Source organism: Micromonospora sp. SCSIO 07396 (genome assembly GCF_053667945.1).
In genome coordinates this window covers 3,471,300-3,489,180 of sequence record NZ_CM132210.1, presented here as the reverse complement: position 1 = coordinate 3,489,180, position 17,881 = coordinate 3,471,300, and the positions used below count along the sequence as shown (strand labels likewise).

The window sequence follows — 17,881 nt, the reverse complement described above, 5'->3', positions numbered from 1 at the left end:
CCGGTGTCCGTGGTTTCTCAAGTCGTTTCCGAGCGGTGGCCGGAAGACTCGGGTCGCAGTCAGCACACGGACGCCGAGAGAGGCGGGGCGGATGACCGGACGGGACGAGTCGGCGCGCACGCGGGCCGGGACACCGGGCGGGACACCGGTCGCCGTGGTGGGCATCGGCTGCCGGTTCCCCGGCGCCGACGGGTTGGCGCAGTTCTGGCGTCTGCTCAGCGACGGCGCAGACGCGATCACCGACGTGCCGGCCAGCCGGTACGACATCGACGCCTACCACGACCCGCGACCGGGCACGCCGAACCGGATCGTCAGCCGCCGGGGCGGCTTCCTCGACCAGATCGACCAGTTCGACGCCGGCTACTTCGGGGTGGCGCCCCGGGAGGCGGAACGGATGGACCCCCAGCAGCGGCTGCTGCTGGAGACCGCGGCCGAGGCGCTGGCCGACGCGGGTCTGACCCGCGACCGGCTGTCCACCACCCGCACCGGCGTCTACGTCGGCGGCATGTCGTCGGCGTACGGGAACCTGCTGAACGACGCGTCGGTGCTGGACCTGCACGCGGCGACCGGCGGCGCGCGCAGCTTCCTGGCCGGCCGGGTGTCCTTCGCCTTCGACCTGCGCGGCCCCAGCATGGCGGTGGACTGCGCCTGCTCCTCCAGCCTGGCGGCGCTGCACCTGGCCTACCAGAGCGTGCGCAACGGGGAGACCCAACTGGCCCTGGCCGGCGGGGTGAACCTGGTCCTCGCCCCCGAGGAGACCATCCCGTTCTCGGCGGCCCGGATGCTCGCCGCCGACGGCCGGTGCAAGTTCGGCAGCGCCCACGGCGACGGGTTCGTCCGCAGCGAGGGGGTGGCGGTGCTGGTGCTCAAACCACTGGACCGCGCCGAGGCCGACGGCGACGCCGTCCACGCGGTGATCTGGGGGTCGGCGGTCGGCAACGACGGCCAGTCCGGCGGCTACCTGCTCACGCCCTCCCAGGCCGGCCAGGAGGAGACGCTGCGCGCGGCGTACGCCGACGCGGGCGTGTCCGCCGCACTGGTGGACTACGTCGAGGCGCACGGCACCGGGACCCCGGCCGGTGACCCGGTGGAGCTGGGTGCCCTCGGCGCGGTGGCCGGCGCGGGCCGGGACGGGCACTGCCTGGTCGGCTCGGTCAAGACGAACATCGGCCACACCGAGGCGGCCGCCGGGCTGGCCGGGGTCGTCAAGGCGGTGCTCGCGCTCCAGCACCGGGAGATCCCGCCGAGCCTGCACGCCGCCGAGCTGACCGGCGCGGTCGACTGGGCGGGGCTGCGGCTACGGCTGGTACGGGAGCGCACCCCCTGGCCGCAGACCGGCCGGCCGGGCCTGGTCGGGGTCAGCTCGTTCGGCATCTCCGGAACCAACGCCCACGTGGTGCTCGGCGAGTACACCGCACCGGCACCCACGCCCGCCGACGGGGATGCGCCCGACGGGGACGCGGCGCAGCTCCTGGTGCTCTCCGCACCCGACCGGGAGGCGCTCACCGCCCTCGCCACCGACTACGCGCGGTTCCTCGGGCCGGGCGGCGGCGGACGGGACCTGCCGTTGCGCGACGTGTGCTTCAGCGCGGCCACCCGCCGCGACCACCACGAGAACCGGCTGACCGCGGTCGGCGCGTCACCCGACGACCTGGTCGAGCGGCTGCTGGCGTACGCCGCCGGTGAGTCCCGCCCCCGGCTCGGCGTCACCGCGTCCGCACCGGTGGACGGCGACCGGCCCACGGTCGTCTTCGTCTTTCCCGGACAGGGCTCGCAGTGGGACGGCATGGGCCGGGAACTGCTGGCCCGCTCGTCGGTCTTCCGCGACACGCTCACCCGCTGCGACGAGGTGATCCGCGCCGAGGTCGGCTGGTCGCTGCTGGCCCGGCTGACCGGGGAGACCGATGCCCCGGCGTCCATCGACACCGTCCAGCCGACCCTGTGGGCGATGCAGACCGCGCTGTGCGCGGTGCTGCGCGACTGGGGCATCGAACCCGACCACGTGGTCGGGCACAGCATGGGCGAGGTGGCGGCGGCGGGCGCGGCGGGCGCGCTCAGCCTCGCCGACGCCGGCGCGGTCATCTGCCGGCGCAGCCGGCTGCTGCGCACCGTCGCCGGGCAGGGCGTCATGTACTCGGTGGAGCTGTCCGCCGCCGAGGCCCAGGCCGCCCTGGCCGGCCACGAGCACCTCGTCTCCGTGGCGGTCAGCAACAGCCCCACCTCGACCGTCCTCTCCGGCGACCCGCAGGCGCTGGCGACCATCGTCGCGGGCCTCGACGAGCGTGGCGTGTTCTGCCGGCAGGTCAGGGTCGACGTCGCCTCGCACAGCCCGCAGATGGACCAGCTCCGCGACGAACTGCTGGCCGACCTCGGTGACATCACCCCCCACGCGGGTCACGTCCCGCTGTACTCCACCGTGGACGACGCCCCCTGCGACGGCTCCGGGTGGGACGCCGCCTACTGGATCCGTAACCTGCGCGAACCGGTGCGGTTCGGGGCCGCGGTGGCACACCTCGCCGGCTCGGGCGACACGGTGTTCGTCGAGATCAGCCCGCACCCCATCCTGCTGCCGGCCATCCAGGAAACCCTGGCGGCGGCCGGGACCGACGGTGCCGCCGTCGGCTGCCTGCGTCGCGACGAGCCGGAACGGGCCAGCCTGCTCGACACCGTCGCCGCCCTGCACCGCGCCGGCTGCCCGGTCGACTGGCACCGGGTGGTCGGCGGGCCCCCGCCCCGCTACGTGCGGCTCCCGTCCTACCCGTGGCAGCGCCAGCGGTACTGGCTCGCCCCGACCCCGGCCGGACAACCGGCCCCGCACCGCGTGGACCGGGTCGTCGACCCGGCCCGCGAGCCGTACCTGCTCGACCACCGGGTGCAGGGCACCGTGGTCCTGCCGGGCACCGCGTACGTCGAGCTGCTGAACACCGCCGCCGCCGGGGTCTGCGGCGGACAGACACCCGTGCTGCGCGACATCCGCTACCTCGACGCGCTGTTCCTGCGTCCGGACCAGCCGCCGCCCGCGCTGTCCACCACGTTCACCCCGCGCGGACCCGACACCTGGGACGTGGCGGTGACCGGGGCGGACACGACGCACGTCACCGCGACGGTGACCCGCACCGCGCCGCCCGGACGGCGTCGGCTGCCGCTGGAGGCGACCCGCGCCGCCTGCCCCGACCACCTGACCGGGGTCGACTTCTACCGCCGGTTCGCCGCCCGGGGCAACGAGTGGCGGGGCGCGTTCCAGGGCATCGCGGAACTCTGGACGGGCGACGGGCAGGCCCTGGGCCGCATCGAGGTGCCCGCCGGGGTCGACCCGACCGGGTACACCTGCCACCCGGCGCTGCTGGACGCCTGCGGGCAGGTCCTCGCGTCGCTGATCCCGGCCGGGGACCTGTCGTCGGCGTTCGTCCTGGGCGGCATCGACGCGGTGACGGTCCACCCCGACCCGGGCGTCCCCGGCTGGGCGCACGCCGTCGCGGTCACCGCCTGGCGGTCCGACTCGGTCTGCGGCGACCTCGTGGTGGCCGACGCCGACGGCCGGGTGATCGTCGAGATCGAGGGACTGCGCCTGCAGTACCTGCAGCCCCCGGACTCGGTGCGCGACCCCGACGGGTGGTTCCACGAGCTGCGCTGGCAGCCGCTGCCGGCGCTGTCCGACCCGCACCGGCCGGCCGACCGCCGGCTGGTCTTCGCCGACCGGTCCGGCGTCGGTGCCGCCCTGCCCGCCGACGTCCGGGTGTTCGCGGGCGACGGGTACCAACGGCTGGCGGCCGACCGGTACGAGATCGACCCGACGGCACCGGCGCAGTACCGGCGGTTGCTCGCCGACGTCCGGGCCGGGTTCGACGGCCTCGCGCCGACCGAGGTGGTGCACCTCTGGACGCTGGACGCGCAGCCCGACGGCTCCGAACCGGCGCAGCAGGCGGCCGGGGAGGCCGAACGCCTCGGCTGCGGCAGCGTCCTGCGGCTGCTGCGGGCGCTCGCCGACGCCGGTCTGCCCGAGCCGCCCCGGCTGTCGCTGGGCACCCGGGGCGCGCACCGGGTGCGCGACGCCGACCGGACCGTGTCGATGTGGCAGGGCGCGCTCTGGGGCCTGGGCCGGGTCGTCGCCCACGAGCACCGGGAACTGCGCTGCGTGCTGGTCGACCTGGACCCGGCGGGTCCACCCGCCGAACTCGCCGCCGCGCTGGACCGGGAACTGGCAGGTGTCGGACCGGAGGACCAGGTGGCGCTGCGTGACGGCCAGCGGTACGCCGCCCGCCTGCTGCCCACGCCCACCGCCCGGCCGGACGACGCCGACGTCACCCACCAGATCCAGGTCACCTCGCCCGGCCTGCTCGACGGGGTGCGCCTGGTGCCGGTGCCGCGCCGGCCGCCGGGGCCGGGCGAGGTGGAGGTCCGCGCCGACCACCTCGCCCTGAACTACCGCGACGTGCTGATCGCCATGGACCTGTATCCGCGCCTGTCCGACCAGCCCGCGAGCGTGATCGGCGAGTGCGCCGGCACGGTCACCCGGGTCGGACCGGGCGTGGCCGGACTGCGGCCCGGCGACGAGGTGGTGGCCATCTCGCTGCGTTCACCCGCCGCCGGCCACCTCTGCGTCGACGCGCACCTGGTGCGCCGGCGGCCGGCCAGGCTCACCGCGCAGGAGGCCGCCACCGTGCCGGTGGCCATGGTCACCGCGTACCACTCGCTGGTGCACCTGGCGCAGGTGCGGCCCGGCGAACGGGTGCTGATCCACCACGCCACCGGCGGGGTGGGCCTGGCCGCGGTGCAGGTGGCCCGCTGGCGCGGCGCCGAGGTGTACGCCACCGCGGGCAGCCCGGACAAGCGCGCGCTGCTGCGGATGATGGGCGTCGCGCACGTGTCCGACTCGCGCAGCACCGGGTTCGCCGACGAGATCCGGGACGCCACCCGGGGCGAGGGCGTCGACGTGGTGCTCAACACGCAGGCGGGGGAGGGCCTGCTGCGCAGCGTGGAGTTGCTGGCCGACCGGGGGCGCTACGTCGAGCTGAGCCGGCGTGACCTGGTCGAGGGCACCCGGCTTGACCTGCGGCTGCTGGCGCGCGGGGCGTCGTTCTTCGTGGTCGACGTGGTGGACCTCGGGCTCAACGAACCGCGTCGGCTCGGCGCGATCCTTCAGGAGACCCTGGCCCTGGTACAGGCCGGTCTGCTCGAACCGCTGCCGCACCGCGTCTTTCCCGCGACCGACGTGGTCGGCGCGTTCCGGTACATGGCCCAGGCCCGGCACGTCGGCAAGGTGCTGGTGTCGGTCGGGGAGCTGACCGCGCCGCAGCCGGCCGCACCACCCGTCCCGCACCGGCCGGTCCGCATCGATCCGACAGCCGGCTACCTGGTGACCGGCGGGCTCGGCGACCTCGGCCTGGTGGTCACCGACTGGCTGGTCCGCGAGGGGGCCCGGCACATCGTGCTCACCGGGCGTACCCCGCTTTCCGGGACCGGCGGCGCGGACCGGCTGGCGGAGCTGCGCCGGCACGGGGTGCGGGTGGCGTACGAGGCGGTCGACGTGGCCGACGAGGAGGCGATGCGGACGGTGGTGGAGCGGCACGGCGAGGACGGGGTGGCGATCCGGGGCGTGGTGCACGCCGCCGGGGTGATCGAGTACCGCGCCCTGTCCGAGCTGGACGACCAGACCATGTCGGCGGTCCTGCGCCCGAAGGTCACCGGCGCGGCCGTGCTGCACCGGCTCTTCGCCGAGCAGCCGCTGGACTTCTTCGTGCTGTTCTCCTCGGGCTCGGCGGTGCTCAGCTCCCCGATGCTCGGCGCGTACGCGGCTGCGAACGCGGCCCTGGACTCGCTGGCCGACCAGCGCCGCCTCGCCGGGCTGACCGCGCTCAGCGTGAACTGGGGCTTCTGGTCGGTAGGCATGCCGGCGCGGGTCGGGCGGGAGCACGGCCGGGCGATCAACCCGGCCGGCATGGACACGTTCAGTCCCCGGGAGGGCATCGAGGCGCTGCGCCTGCTGCTGGCCCGCGACGCCACCCACGGCGTGGTGCTGCCGGCGGACTGGCGGCGGTGGGCGGACGCGCACCCGGACGCGGCGACCTCTCCACTGCTGCGCGACCTGCTCGCCGACCCCACGGCCGTCGCGGCACCCGTACCCGCCGCCGTCGCCGTACCCGCCGCCGCGTCGGCCGTCGTCCCCGGGTCGCCGCCGACCGCCCCGGCCCCGGCGCGACCGGTGGACGTCACCGACGCCACGCCTGCGCATCCCGGGCAGCCGCGTGCCGGCGAGGTGGGGACCGCGCAGGCGGGGCCCGGGGTGGCCGGCACGCTGACCGACCGGGACGCCGTGGAACGCTACCTGGCCCAGGTCCTCGCGGAGGTGCTGGGCATGCCGTCGGCTCAGGTGCACACCCGGCGTCCGCTCAAGCGGCAGGGCCTGGACTCGCTGATGGCCGTGGAGGTCCGGACCCGGGTCCAGCGCGACCTGGGGATGCTGCTGCCGATCGCGAAGATGCTCGGCGGCCACAGTGTCGCCGACCTGGCAGGTGAGGTGTTCAGCCAGTTGGGTGGGGCCGGCCGGCGCTGACCGGGCCGGGCCGGTGGGCGGTACGGCGGGGCCCCCGCTCTCGGCGCACCCGGGTCGGGACACGGGTGGTGGCGGTGACCGCGGGCGTGCCGGTCACCGCCACCGGGTCGTACGTGGGGTGTCGCCCCGTGCGCCGGTCGCCCCGGTGCGCCGTCAGCCGCGTGCCGCGTCGGCCTGCGGGATCAGCTCTGCACGCCGGGCCACCTCGGCGGCGAACTCGCCGAGCGTCATGATGGCGAGCGTCTCGATGTCGTCGTCGTCGAACGTCACGCCGAACTGGTCCTCGACCCGCAGCGCGAGCTCGGACACGGCGAGCGAGTCGAGGTCCACCCCGGACGGTCCCAGCATGGAGTCGGGGCCGGTGTCGTCGGTGTAGAAGTTCATCTCGCGGAGCGCCTGCATGGTGAACGCCAGGACCTCGTCGGCTGACATGGTTGAGCTACCTTCCTCTCGGATGGCGCGGGGCGGCGGGGTCGGCGTCGGTCGACGTCGTCATCGGCTGTCACCGACGACCCGCGGCGTCATCACGTCGGTCGACGACATATTTCCGAAATGAGTGGGCCGAAGCTACCAACGGACACTCGCGCTGGTCAATGCGCCGGACATGGCCTCCACGGGTGCTGAAGTCGTAGCGGCAGCGGAATTCGAGCAGTCCTCAGCCCGGCGTCGAGGTCGGGTACACCGCCTGCCCGCGCGGGGCCACTACAGTCCTTGCCAAAGGCGGACGTGACGCCGTGGCCGGCCGACCCGGGAGACGCGGTTGAAGATCACCAACGTTCACCTGTCCGGGCTGGGTGTCTTCCAGCCGCCCGTGACCGACGCCGGGCAGGCCGCCCGGCGCGGCGACTACAGCCCGGCCGCCTACCTGGAGAACCGGCTGACGGGTGCCTGCATCGCCGGGGACGTCTCGCCGCCGGAGATGGCCGTGCACGCGGCCCGACAGGCGTTGACCCGCGCCGCCGCCGACCCGAGCGGGATCGGCCTGGTGCTGCACGCCTCCATCTACCACCAGGGTCCGGAGATGTGGCTGCCCGCCCCGTACATCCAGCGGGAGGTCGTCGGCACGGCGGCCCCCGCGTTCGAGGTCCGGTTGGGCTGCAACGGCGTGTTCGCGGCGCTGGAGATCGCCGCCGGGCACCTGGCCGGCGCGGCGGCGGACCGGACGGTCCTGGTGACCACGGCCGAGAACCTCGGCTCACCGCTGATCGACAGGTGGAACTCGGCCCCCGGGTTCATCCTGGGCGACGCCGGCAGCGCGCTGCTGCTGGACCGCGACCACGGCTTCGCCCGGCTGTGCGCCGTGGGCAGCGTGGCGGTGCCCGAGGTGGAGCCGCTGTACCGGGGCGGCGAGCCGCTGTACCCCCCGGCGGCGGGCCAGGGCCGCACGATCGACATGCGCGAACGGGCCGAGTACTTCCGCACCAACGTGATGTCGCTGAGCGACGCCAACGAACTGCGCAACCGGGCCCGGCTCGACCTGATCGACCGCACGCTCGACGAGGCGGACCGCAAGCTGGCCGACATGACCCGGGTGATCTGCGGGAACGCGGCGGCGTACATGGTGCAGCACGACCTGGTGGAACCGCTGGGCATCACGATGGAGCGCACCACCTGGCAGTTCGGCCGCGGCGTCGGGCACACCGGCGCGAGCGACCAGCTACTCTCCCTCAACCACCTGCTGGTCACCGGGCAGCTCACCGCCGGCGACCACCTGCTGCTGTACGGCGGCGCGCCGGCCACCATGTCCTGCGCGGTCCTGGAGATCCTGGACGTCCCGGAGTGGGCCGGGGCATGACCGTGTCCCCGCGTACCTGGCTCGTCACCGGCAGCTCGACCGGGCTCGGCCGGGCGCTGGTGACCGAACTGCTCGCCCGGGGCGAGACGGTGGCGGCCACCGCCCGCGACCCGGGCACCCTGGCCGACCTGCGGCCCCCCGCGTCGGGGACCCTGTGGACGGCCCGGCTGGACGTCACCGACCCGGAGCAGGTCCGGCAGGTGGTCGACGCCGCCGCCCAGGCGCTCGGCCGCCTCGACGTGGTGGTCAGCAACGCCGGCTACGCGCTGGTCGGCGCCGCCGAGGAGGCCAGCGGCGAGCAGGTCGACAGGCAGATCCGGACGAACCTGACCGGGCCCATCCACCTGGCCCGGGCGGCGCTGCCGTACCTGCGGGCGCAGGGGGGCGGGCGGATCATCCAGATCTCCAGCATGGCCGGGCAACGGGGCTCGCCCGGCACGGCCGTCTACTGCGCCACCAAGTGGGGCGTGGAGGGCTTCTTCGAGTCGCTGGCCGCCGAGGTGAAGGGCTTCGGGATAGGCGTGACGATCGTCGAGCCCGGCACCGTGCACACCGGGTTCTTCGGGCGCAGCAAGGAGCTGACCACCGCCTCACCCGCCTACGCCGGCACCCCGGCGGCGATCCTGCGTCGCCGGGCGCAGGACGGTCGCCTGCCGTGCCGGGGCGACCTGGCGAAGATGGCCGCCGCCGTGGTCGACGTCGCCACCGGGCCGACCGCCCCGCTGCGGCTCGCGCTGGGCAGCGACGCGTACGCCACGATCCGGCGCGGACTGACCGCGCGCCTGGCCGAGCTGGAGGACCAGCGGCAGGTCGCGTTCTCCACCGACCTGGACGCCGGCGACGGGTCGACGCCGCACCGAGGACCGGAGGGGAACGACGATGCGCATCACCGTCCTGGCGCTCGGCAGTCGCGGTGACGTCTATCCGCTGACCGCGCTCGCCGCCGAGCTGGCCCGCCACGGCCACGAGGTACGCCTCGCGGCCTCACTGAACCTGGTGGACCTGCCCCGACAGTTGGGGCTCGACGTGGTGCCGGTCGGCTGGAACCAGCAGTCGATGATGCAGACCGAGCGGGGCCGGGAGTGGGTCACCAAGAGCACCCTCGACTCCTTCCTGCAGATCACGATCGAGGCGTACCGGGACTACGGCCGTCGGTTCGGCGACGAGGCGATCGAGATCACCGCCGGCAGTGAGGCCATCGTCTGCGCCGTGGTCAGCGAGCAGTGGGCCGCGACGCTGGCCGAGGCGTACGACGTCCCGCTCGTCGCGTACGACCTCACCCCGTCCCGGCCCAACGACGTGGTGCCGCATCCGCTGGTGGCCGTCGACCCGCTGCCGACCGCCGCGGCGAACCGGGCGACGTACCTGCACTACACCCGACGGGCCTGGCGGTACCGGCGCGACCTGATGTTCCAGTTCCGTCGCCAGCTCGGGCTCCCGGAGATGCCGCCGCCGCCGAAGCAGCTCCGGCGGCCGTTGGAGCTGCAGGGTTACAGCCCCACCCTGGTGCCGGGCCTGACCTGGGACGCCTACCGTCCGATCGTCGGTGACCTCCGGCTGACCCCGGCCGACCTGGACCGCGCCGGCATGTCCACACTCGACCCGGAGCTGGCCGCATGGTTGGCGGCTGGTGAACCTCCGGTCCTGGTGACGTTCGGCAGCACGCACGTGTCGGACCCGGCCGCGATGATGGCGTCGATCAGGCGGGTCTGCCGGTCGTTGGGCCTGCGGGGCCTGGTGGCCATGGGTTGGGGCCTCGCCGGGGTCGAGCCGTCCACGTCGCCGGAGCTGCGGGTGGTGCCCTACGTGGACTACGACCTGGTGCTGCCGCACTGCGCGATGGTGGTGCACCACGGCAGCGCCAGCATCACCGCCGCCGGGGTACGCGCCGGCATCCCCACGATGGTCTGCTCCTCGTACGCCGACCAGCCGTTCTGGGGCCGCCAGCTGGAACGGCTCGGCGTCGGTGTGCACGTGCGGTTCACCGACCTGTCCGAGGACGCGTTGCTCGCGGGCATGTCCCGCCTGACCACCGCTGCGCTGCGACGGCGGGCGGCGCAGCTCGGCGAGCGGATGCGCGCGGAACCGCACGGCACGCTCGTCGCCGCCGACGAGGTCGACAGGTACCTCGCCGGATGAGCGGCGCAGCGACCGCCGCCGACCGTGCCCGGGCGGTCGTCGCGGAGGTGGTCGGACTGCTCGACCTGGCACCCGTCGACCCCGCGACGGTCACCACGGACCGCCTGGTCCCCGTCGCGGGGGTGTTCTCCGGTCGCGGTACGACGCGGGGCACCACCCGCCGGTACGGGGGGCTGATCGCCGCGCAGGCGCTGACCGCCGCCGCGCACACCGTGCGCCCCGGTCGACCGGTGCACTCGCTGCACGCGTCCTTCACCCGGCCGGGCGACAGCCGCAGGCCCGTCACCTACCTGGTCGAGACCCTGCGCGACGGCCCGTCCATCTCCTCCCGACGGGTGGTCGCCCTCCAGCGGGACACCCCGATCTTCTTCCTGACCGCCTCGTTCCACGAGCCCGGCGTCGGGCCGGCGCACCTGCGGCCGGCACCCGAGGTTCCGCCGCCGGACGAGGTGCCGACCCTGGCCGAACTGCTCGCCGACGCGCCGGCCCGGTTGGCCGCCGTGCAGGACATGCTGTTCGCGTTCGACACCAGGTATCTCGGCCCGCCGCCCGGGGCGCGGACCGTCGGGGAACGGGCGGGCGAGGCGCACCGCCGGGCCTGGGTGCGGGTCGCCGGGAGGCTGCCCGACGACGGGTCGCTGCACGCCGGTGCGCTCGTGCTCATCTCGGATCTGCCCCTGCTGCTCAGCGCGATGGTGGCCGGGCACGCGACCGAGTGGGGTCCGGGTGACCTCGGCGTCAGCATCGACCACACGGTGTGGTTCCACCGACCCTGCCGGGCCGACGAGTGGCTGCTCTACGACTGCGACAGCCCGTGGGCGGGGGCCGGTCGTGGCCTGGCGACCGGCCGCCTGTACGCACGCGACGGCGACCTGGTGGCCACGGTGGCCCAGGAGGGGCTGCTGTTGACCCGGCCCGCCCGCTGAGCCGGGGAGCGACGCCGGGCCCACCGCCGCGCTCAGCCGGGGACCGCCTCGATCACGCCGTCGGTGACGCCCGTGACGGCGAAGCCGGCGTCGGCGAGGAGTTGGCCGTACTCCGCCGCGGTGCGGTCCCGGCCCTCCATCAGGACCAGCATCAGCAGATCGACGATCCGGTTACGGGGCGCCCCCCAGGTGCCCGCGCCGGCCCCGGCCCGCTGCGGCTGCGCGGGCAACAACTCCTCCAGCACCAGCAGCCGCGCCCCGGCCGGCATCGCCGTGCGCACCCGGGACAGCACCCGGGCGACGTTCCCGTCGTCCCAGTTGTGCAGGACCCGCCGCAGCACGTACCGGTCCCCGTCGGTGGGCACCTGCTCGAAGAAGCTGCCGACGACGATGTCGACCCGGTCCAGCACCCCGGCGGTGGCGAGCCGGACGCGTGCCCGGGCGGCGGCCTCGGGCAGCTCGACGAGGACCCCGCGCAGCCCGGGACGGGCCCGCAGGAGGTCGGCGAGCAGGCCGCCGTCGCCGCCGCCGAGGTCCACCACCGTCCGGGCGTCGTCGAACAGCCGAGCGGGGGGCGGTGGCGGTTCCGGGGCGGTGGACATCGCCCCGTTGAACGTCGCGGCCAGCTCGGGGTGTCCGCCCAGGTACTGGTAGAAGGATTCGCCGAAGCGGTCGGTGAAGGCCGGCCGGCCGGTGCGTACGGTGTCGAGCAGGCCGGCGAACGAGGCGAAGACCTCTTGGCCGTACAGGACTGCCGTGTCGCGTACCGAACCCGGGGCGTCGGTGCGCAGGTATTCCCCCATGCCGGACAGGACGAAGTCGTCGGGGCCGGTCTGGCGCAGGACACCGGCGTCGGCGAGCGCGGCGAGCAGCCGGCGCAATGCCACCGGGTCCACCCCGGCGGCGGTCGCCAGGTCGGCACCGCCGGTGGTGCCCGCGGCGATCCGGTCGGCCAGTCCGAGCAGCGCGAACACCGAACACGCCTGCGCCGTCCAGGTGGCACAGAGCACGTTCAGCAGCCGCTTGCGGAAGTAGTCGTCGTCACGCGCCACGGATGGCCCTCCACTGAGACTCTAGTGAATGTCCAGAGAAGTGCGGGCCAGGCCCGCAGGCGCCTCGGTATGGTCAATTCGGCCCGGTCATCCTCGCATTAACCAGGGTGCGCTGACAATTGTCGTGAATGGGAACCCGTGGGGGATCGAATGGGTGCGGTCGGGTGGTCCGCCGGGCACCCGGGGCGTACGTCCGTCGGGGCGTACCGTGGTGCCTGCTGACCTGGTGGTGCGGCTGCGCCGCACGGTGGGCGACGGGCGGGCGACCGCCCGCGCGCTGCTCGTGGAGACGGCCGCGGCGATGGCCGGCACCCCGCCGGGAGCGGTCGCGGTGGAACACACGGCGGCGGGCGCGCCGGTGCTGGGCGGCGTCGCCACCGGCTGGCACACCAGCGTCAGCCACACCCGTGGCCTGGTCGCGGTGGCGGTGTCCCGACACGGGCCGGTCGGCATCGACGTGGAGGCGCTGCGCCCGGTGCCCGCGTTGCCGCTGAGCCGGCGGTGGTTCGCCCCCGAGGACACCGACTGGCTGCGCGGGCGGCCGGTGGAGCGGCTCGGCGTCGACTTCCTGGCGCTGTGGACCGGCAAGGAGGCGGTGGCCAAGCTGTACGGCACCGGGCTGCGTGGCGGCCGGCTGCTGCGCTGGCGCACCGCGCCACCGGCACCGCCGGCGTGGCGGGCCGCCGTCGATGCCCCCGGCGTCCTGGTGACCCACCGGGAACTGCCCGGTCACGTGTTGGCGGTCGCCCGCGCGTCGGTGCGGCCCGGCCCCCCACCGCCGGCCCTCGGTCGCTGATGCGGACCGCGCTCGTCCTCGGCGGCAGCATCGCCGGACTGGTGGCCGCCCGGGTCCTGGCCGACCACGCCGACCAGGTGTGGATCGTCGAGCCCGACCAGTTGGCGGACGCCCCGGTGATCCGCCGTGGCGCGCCGCACGGCAGCCAGGCGCACACCCTGCTCGGCCGGGGCCGGACGGTCATCGAGCGGCTGCTGCCAGGCGTCGTGCGGCAGATGGTGCGCGAGGGCGGCCAACTGGTCACCAGCGGTCCCGGCGGGGCGCAGTGGTTCCTCGACGGCCGGCCCAAGGTCCCGGTACGCGGCGGCAGCGTGGTCAGCGTGTCCCGGCCGTTCCTGGAGTGGCACCTGCGTCGGCGGGTCCTCGCGTTGCCCAACGTGGCCCTGGTCGCAGGGACCGCCGTCGGGCTCACCGCCACCGCCGGCCGGGTCGACGGCGCGCTGGTCCGCGCCCGGGGCCACACCGACGCCGAGCGGCACGGGGCGGACCTCGTGGTGGACGCCACCGGGCGGTCCAGCCGGCTGGCCGACTGGCTCGGCCGGCTCGACTACCCCGCACCCGACAAGCACCGGATGGCCCTCGACCTCGGCTACGCCACCTGCCTGTTCCACCGGGAGCCCGGCCAGCGGCTGGCCGGGCAGGTGGCGGTGTACTCGGTCCACACGCCGAGCCGGGCGCGCACCGGACCCAGCTCGATGACCCCCGTCGAGGGCAACCGTTGGCTGACGCTGGTCAGCGGCTACGGCGACCGGCGGCCGGGCCGCGACCTGGACGGGTTCCTCCAGCGCTGCCGGTCGAACCCGGCCACCCCGCTGCGGTTGCTGCCCGACGCGTGCGAGCCGGCCAGCGAGGTGTACGTGCACCGCTTCCCGGACAGCGTGCGCCGCGACTTCGACCGGCTGGACCGGTTCCCGGCCGGCCTGGTGGCGATCGGCGACGCGGTCGCCTCGTTCAACCCGACCTACGGCCAGGGCATCTCGGTGGCGGCCGTGCAGGCGCTCGCGCTCGCCGAGTGGCTTGCCGAACCCGGTGCGGTGGACCGACCGGCGTACGGGTACTTCCGGCGGGTCCGGGCGGTGGTGGACGACGCCTGGGACTTCTCCGCCGCGCAGGACTGCTACCTGCCGCACGTGACGGTCGCCCGACCGTTCGGCTGGCGGCTGCGCCGTGGCCTGGCCGAGGCGGTGCAGCACGCGACCGTGACCGACGAGGTGGTGCACCGGGCGTTCCTGGAGGTCGTCAACCTGACCGCCGGCCCCGAACGGCTGCGCCGACCGGACCTCCTGTGGCGGGTCGGGGCGGCCGCGCTGCGCCGGCGGTGAAACCTGCCTGACCGAAGCGCGGCAGTCGGGACCCTTCGGGGCGACAAATCCCATTTTTAATGAAGGCCATCAATGATGTCGATGTGGCCGGATGATCACCGAAGGGGCTCCGGCCGGGGTCCGACCCGGGCCCTGTTTTTTCGCTTCACCGAGGGTTCTGACCTCGGTGTTCCCGCCATCGCTCGAAAATCGCTCGAACAATCGACGACGGTCGTCCAGAAACCGGCTAGCCTCTCAGTCGAACCACGTACCACTGCGACGCAAAAAGACGTGAATGCCGCATGTAACTGTCGCCTGTCTATGGAGACAGGTGCGGTTCCCGTTGTCGTTCGGTCCCCGCAGCGGCACGTCGAGACGCAGGCAGCTCGTTCTCTGGGGGAGAGGCCATGGACATCCGGATCCTGGGACCGCTCGTGCTGGCCCACGCCGGCCACGCCGCCACACCGACCGCCCCGAAGCCCCGCAGCGTACTGGGCCTGCTGCTGCTCAACGCGGACCAGACCGTGCCGGTCTCCGCGCTGATCCAGGATCTGTGGGGCGCGTCCCCACCGGTCAGCGCGCTGACCACCCTCCAGACGTACGTGCTCCAGATCCGCAAGTGCTTCGCCGGCCTGCTCGACGTCCCGGTCGCCGAGGTGGCCAAGCGGGTGCTGGTCACCGTTCCGGGCGGGTACGTGCTCCGGGTCGGCCCCGACGAGTTCGACCTGCGCCTGTTCGAACAGCTCGCCTCGGCCGGCCGGCGCGCCCTGGCGGCTGGCGAGAACGTCGACGCGGCGGCGCTGCTGGTGCGCGCCTGCGCGCTGTGGCGCGGCCCGGCGCTCGCCGACGTGCGCGCCGGCACCGTGGCCGAACCCCGCCTCAAGGCGCTGGAACAGACCCGGCTCACCACCGTCGAACAGTGCATCGAGGCCCGCATGCGACTCGGCCACCACCAGGACGTGCTGGCCGAACTCACCCTGCTCATCGCCGAGCACGGGCTCAACGAGAACCTGTGCGCGCAGCTGATGGTCGCGTTGCACCGCAGCGGCCAGCGACGCGAGGCGCTGGCGGTCTTCCACCGGCTGCGCACCTCCATGGTGGAGGAACTGGGGCTGGAGCCGTCGAAGCGGCTGCACCTGCTCCAACAGGCGGTCCTCGCCGACGATCCGGCGCTGGAGGTGGCGCCCCGGGACGACGGACTGACCCAGCTGCTCGACCACCTCGCCCTCCAGCGGCCCCGGACCCCGTAGCCGCCCCCGCACCTCGGGGCGGACCGCCCGGGTGGACGACCTGATCACCGGAGCCGGCGACCCGCCCGCACCGCGTCGGTGGCGGTGGACGGGGTGCGGGCCGCCAGCGCGTGCCGTCCCGGCGTCGGCACGTCGTCGCTCCGCCGCTCGCGGAGCACGGCGAGAACGCGGGCGTGCAGCCGGGTCCGGCGCAGCAGCGGGAGACCGTGGTAGATCACGTCACGCATCAGGGCGTGGGCGAACCGCACCCGCCCCGGCGCGGGTTCGACGAGCAGGCCAGCCGTCACCCCGACCTCCAGCCCGGCCAGGACCGGCTCCTCCGGGCCACCGTCGACCGCGAGCAGGAGGTCGACGTCGACCTCCACACCGCAGACCGCGGCGTGCCGCAGCACCGTCCGCGCGCCCGCCGGCAGCCGCGCCAGCCGGCGGGCCAGCAGGTGCCCGAGGCCGGCCGGCACACCGTCGGACGCCGCCGCCGGCCCCTCCGCCGCGACCAGCCCGGCCAGCTCGATGGCGAACAGCGGATTGCCCGCCGAGCGGTCCCGGACCGTACGCAGCACCGCAGGGTCGTGCACGCCGTGCCGGCGCAGCACCGCGGTGACGGCCTCCGCGTCGAGGCCGCCGAGGATGATGTCGACAGCCGGCACCCCGGCCAGCGCCGCCCGTGCCGCCAGCACGTCGTCGGGCACCTCGTCCGGCCGGTACGTCACCACGACCAGCACCGGAGCGTGGCCGAGCGCGGCGGCGAGATGCCGCAGCACCCGCAGGGTCGCCCCGTCGGCGTGGTGGACGTCCTCGACCACCAGCAGCAGCGGGCCGTGCCCGGCCACCCGGGACAGGTGGGCGGCCAGGGCCCGACGGAGGTGGAACTCGTCGTACCCGTCCCGGGTGTCCTCCGGCCCGTCGGGGCCCGGCAGCGGGTGCAGGCCCCGGTGCGCCGTCTCCCCGGGCGACTGGAACCGCCCGGTGGCGGCGACCACCTCGCGCCACGCCCACGCCGGGGGAGCACCCGCCACCGGCGGGCAGGTGCCGACCGCCGTCGCCCAGCCGGCGTCGGTGAGGACCCCGGCGAGCTGTCTTACCAGCGTCGACTTGCCCGCCCCGGCCTCCGCGCCGAGCCAGCAGACGCCGAGCCCTGACCGGGCGGCCCGGTCGGCCGCCGCCCGCAGCCGGGCCAGCTCCGCGGTACGCCCCCACACCGGGTGCGGGTCCGGTGCGGTCGCCGCCGGTGGCGGGCCGGGCACGGCGGCCACCGGCAGCGGTCCCGGAGCGCAGCGCATCGGCGGCCCGGGGACGGCCGGCTCCAGCCGGGGGCTCTGCCGTAGCAGGTCCGTCTCCAGCGTCCGCAGGGCCCGGCCGGGGTCGATGCCCAACTGCTCGGCCAGCGTCGTCCGGACGGTACGCAGCACGTCCAACGCGTCGGCCTGCCGGCCGAGGCGGTACAGGGCGACCGCGAGCAGCATCGCGGCCTGTTCCCGCAGCGGGTGCTCGCGGACGTGCGGGTCGAGGTCGCGTACCACCTCGTGCGGCCTGTCGAGTTCGAGCAGCAGCCCGGCGCGCTGCTCGACGGCGGTCGACCGGAGCCGGGCCAGCCGCTCACCCTCCCGGTCCGCCCACGGCTCCCCACCGAATTCGGCGTACGGGGTGCCGGCACCCCAGCAGGCGAGCGCCGCGTCGAGGACGGTGAGCGCCGCGACGGGCCCGAGCGCGGCGTCCGGCGTCGCTGAGCGCAGGGCCGCCTCGAACCGCCAGGCGTCCACGTCTGCGGTCGGCAGCCGCAGGGCGTACCCGGGGGCGACGGTGACCAGGACCCGGGCGGGGGTCCGCGCGCGACGGTCCGGTTCCAGGACGCGGCGCAGGTTCGACACGTACACCTGGAGGGCGGCCTGGGCCCGGGGCGGCGGGTCTCCCGCCCAGAGATCGTCGACGAGCCGGTCCACCGACACGACGTGGCCGCCGCCGGCGACGAGCCGGGCCAGCACCGCGCGTTGCCGGGGTGCGCCGAGGTCGACAGGCGTGCCGTCCCGGGCGGCCCGCACCGGGCCGAGCACGCCGATCGTCGTCACGTC

11 protein-coding genes are annotated in these 17,881 nt (G+C 75.0%); 8 read left to right on the top strand and 3 right to left on the bottom strand.

Features of this window, described 5'->3' with window-relative positions:
* Positions 1–91 precede the first annotated feature (91 nt).
* Complete coding sequence (locus tag ACWCHM_RS15005) at positions 92–6,553, top strand: type I polyketide synthase (RefSeq protein WP_454222809.1); 6,462 nt, start codon at positions 92–94, stop codon at positions 6,551–6,553.
* Between the two features lie 153 nt (positions 6,554–6,706).
* On the opposite strand, the gene ACWCHM_RS15000 is transcribed toward ACWCHM_RS15005, so the two are convergent.
* On the bottom strand, positions 6,707–6,985 hold the full coding sequence (locus tag ACWCHM_RS15000) for an acyl carrier protein (RefSeq protein WP_145920544.1): 279 nt from the start codon (positions 6,983–6,985) through the stop codon (positions 6,707–6,709).
* Between the two features lie 328 nt (positions 6,986–7,313).
* Between ACWCHM_RS15000 and ACWCHM_RS14995 the strand changes: the two genes are divergently transcribed.
* From ACWCHM_RS14995 to ACWCHM_RS14980, 4 genes are read left to right on the top strand one after another with little or no spacing between them, the layout of a single operon-like run.
* On the top strand, positions 7,314–8,348 hold the full coding sequence (locus ACWCHM_RS14995) for a ketoacyl-ACP synthase III family protein (protein ID WP_204960969.1): 1,035 nt from the start codon (positions 7,314–7,316) through the stop codon (positions 8,346–8,348).
* Positions 8,345–9,265, top strand: coding sequence for an SDR family oxidoreductase (locus ACWCHM_RS14990; protein WP_204960970.1), 921 nt, complete (start codon positions 8,345–8,347; stop codon positions 9,263–9,265). The genes ACWCHM_RS14995 and ACWCHM_RS14990 overlap by 4 nt, the downstream gene beginning before the upstream one ends.
* Entirely contained in the window at positions 9,228–10,487 is a 1,260-nt protein-coding gene (locus ACWCHM_RS14985; RefSeq protein ID WP_204960971.1) for a glycosyltransferase, read from the top strand. Before ACWCHM_RS14990 ends, ACWCHM_RS14985 begins: the two co-directional genes overlap by 38 nt.
* Entirely contained in the window at positions 10,484–11,413 is a 930-nt protein-coding gene (locus tag ACWCHM_RS14980) for an acyl-CoA thioesterase (protein WP_454222808.1), read from the top strand. Before ACWCHM_RS14985 ends, ACWCHM_RS14980 begins: the two co-directional genes overlap by 4 nt.
* Before the next feature lie 32 nt (positions 11,414–11,445).
* On the opposite strand, the gene ACWCHM_RS14975 is transcribed toward ACWCHM_RS14980, so the two are convergent.
* Complete coding sequence (locus ACWCHM_RS14975) at positions 11,446–12,465, bottom strand: methyltransferase (RefSeq protein ID WP_454222807.1); 1,020 nt, start codon at positions 12,463–12,465, stop codon at positions 11,446–11,448.
* Between the two features lie 124 nt (positions 12,466–12,589).
* On the opposite strand from ACWCHM_RS14975, the gene ACWCHM_RS14970 reads away from it, so the two are divergent.
* The 3 genes from ACWCHM_RS14970 (at position 12,590) to ACWCHM_RS14960 (ending at position 15,812) form a co-directional block, all read left to right on the top strand.
* Positions 12,590–13,261: a 4'-phosphopantetheinyl transferase family protein gene (locus ACWCHM_RS14970; protein WP_454222806.1), complete on the top strand. Its 672-nt coding sequence runs from the start codon at positions 12,590–12,592 to the stop codon at positions 13,259–13,261.
* A complete protein-coding gene (locus ACWCHM_RS14965; protein ID WP_454222805.1) occupies positions 13,261–14,583 on the top strand; it encodes an FAD-dependent oxidoreductase in 1,323 nt (440 codons plus the stop codon). The genes ACWCHM_RS14970 and ACWCHM_RS14965 overlap by 1 nt, the downstream gene beginning before the upstream one ends.
* 386 nt (positions 14,584–14,969) lie before the next feature.
* Positions 14,970–15,812, top strand: a complete 843-nt coding sequence (locus ACWCHM_RS14960) for an AfsR/SARP family transcriptional regulator (RefSeq protein WP_204960976.1) — start codon at positions 14,970–14,972, stop codon at positions 15,810–15,812.
* Positions 15,813–15,856: 44 nt separating this feature from the next.
* Here the strand turns inward: ACWCHM_RS14960 and ACWCHM_RS14955 are convergent, their stop codons facing one another.
* Positions 15,857–17,878 (bottom strand): BTAD domain-containing putative transcriptional regulator, encoded by a 2,022-nt coding sequence (locus tag ACWCHM_RS14955; RefSeq protein ID WP_454222804.1) that lies wholly within the window; start codon positions 17,876–17,878, stop codon positions 15,857–15,859.
* Positions 17,879–17,881: the final 3 nt, after the last annotated feature.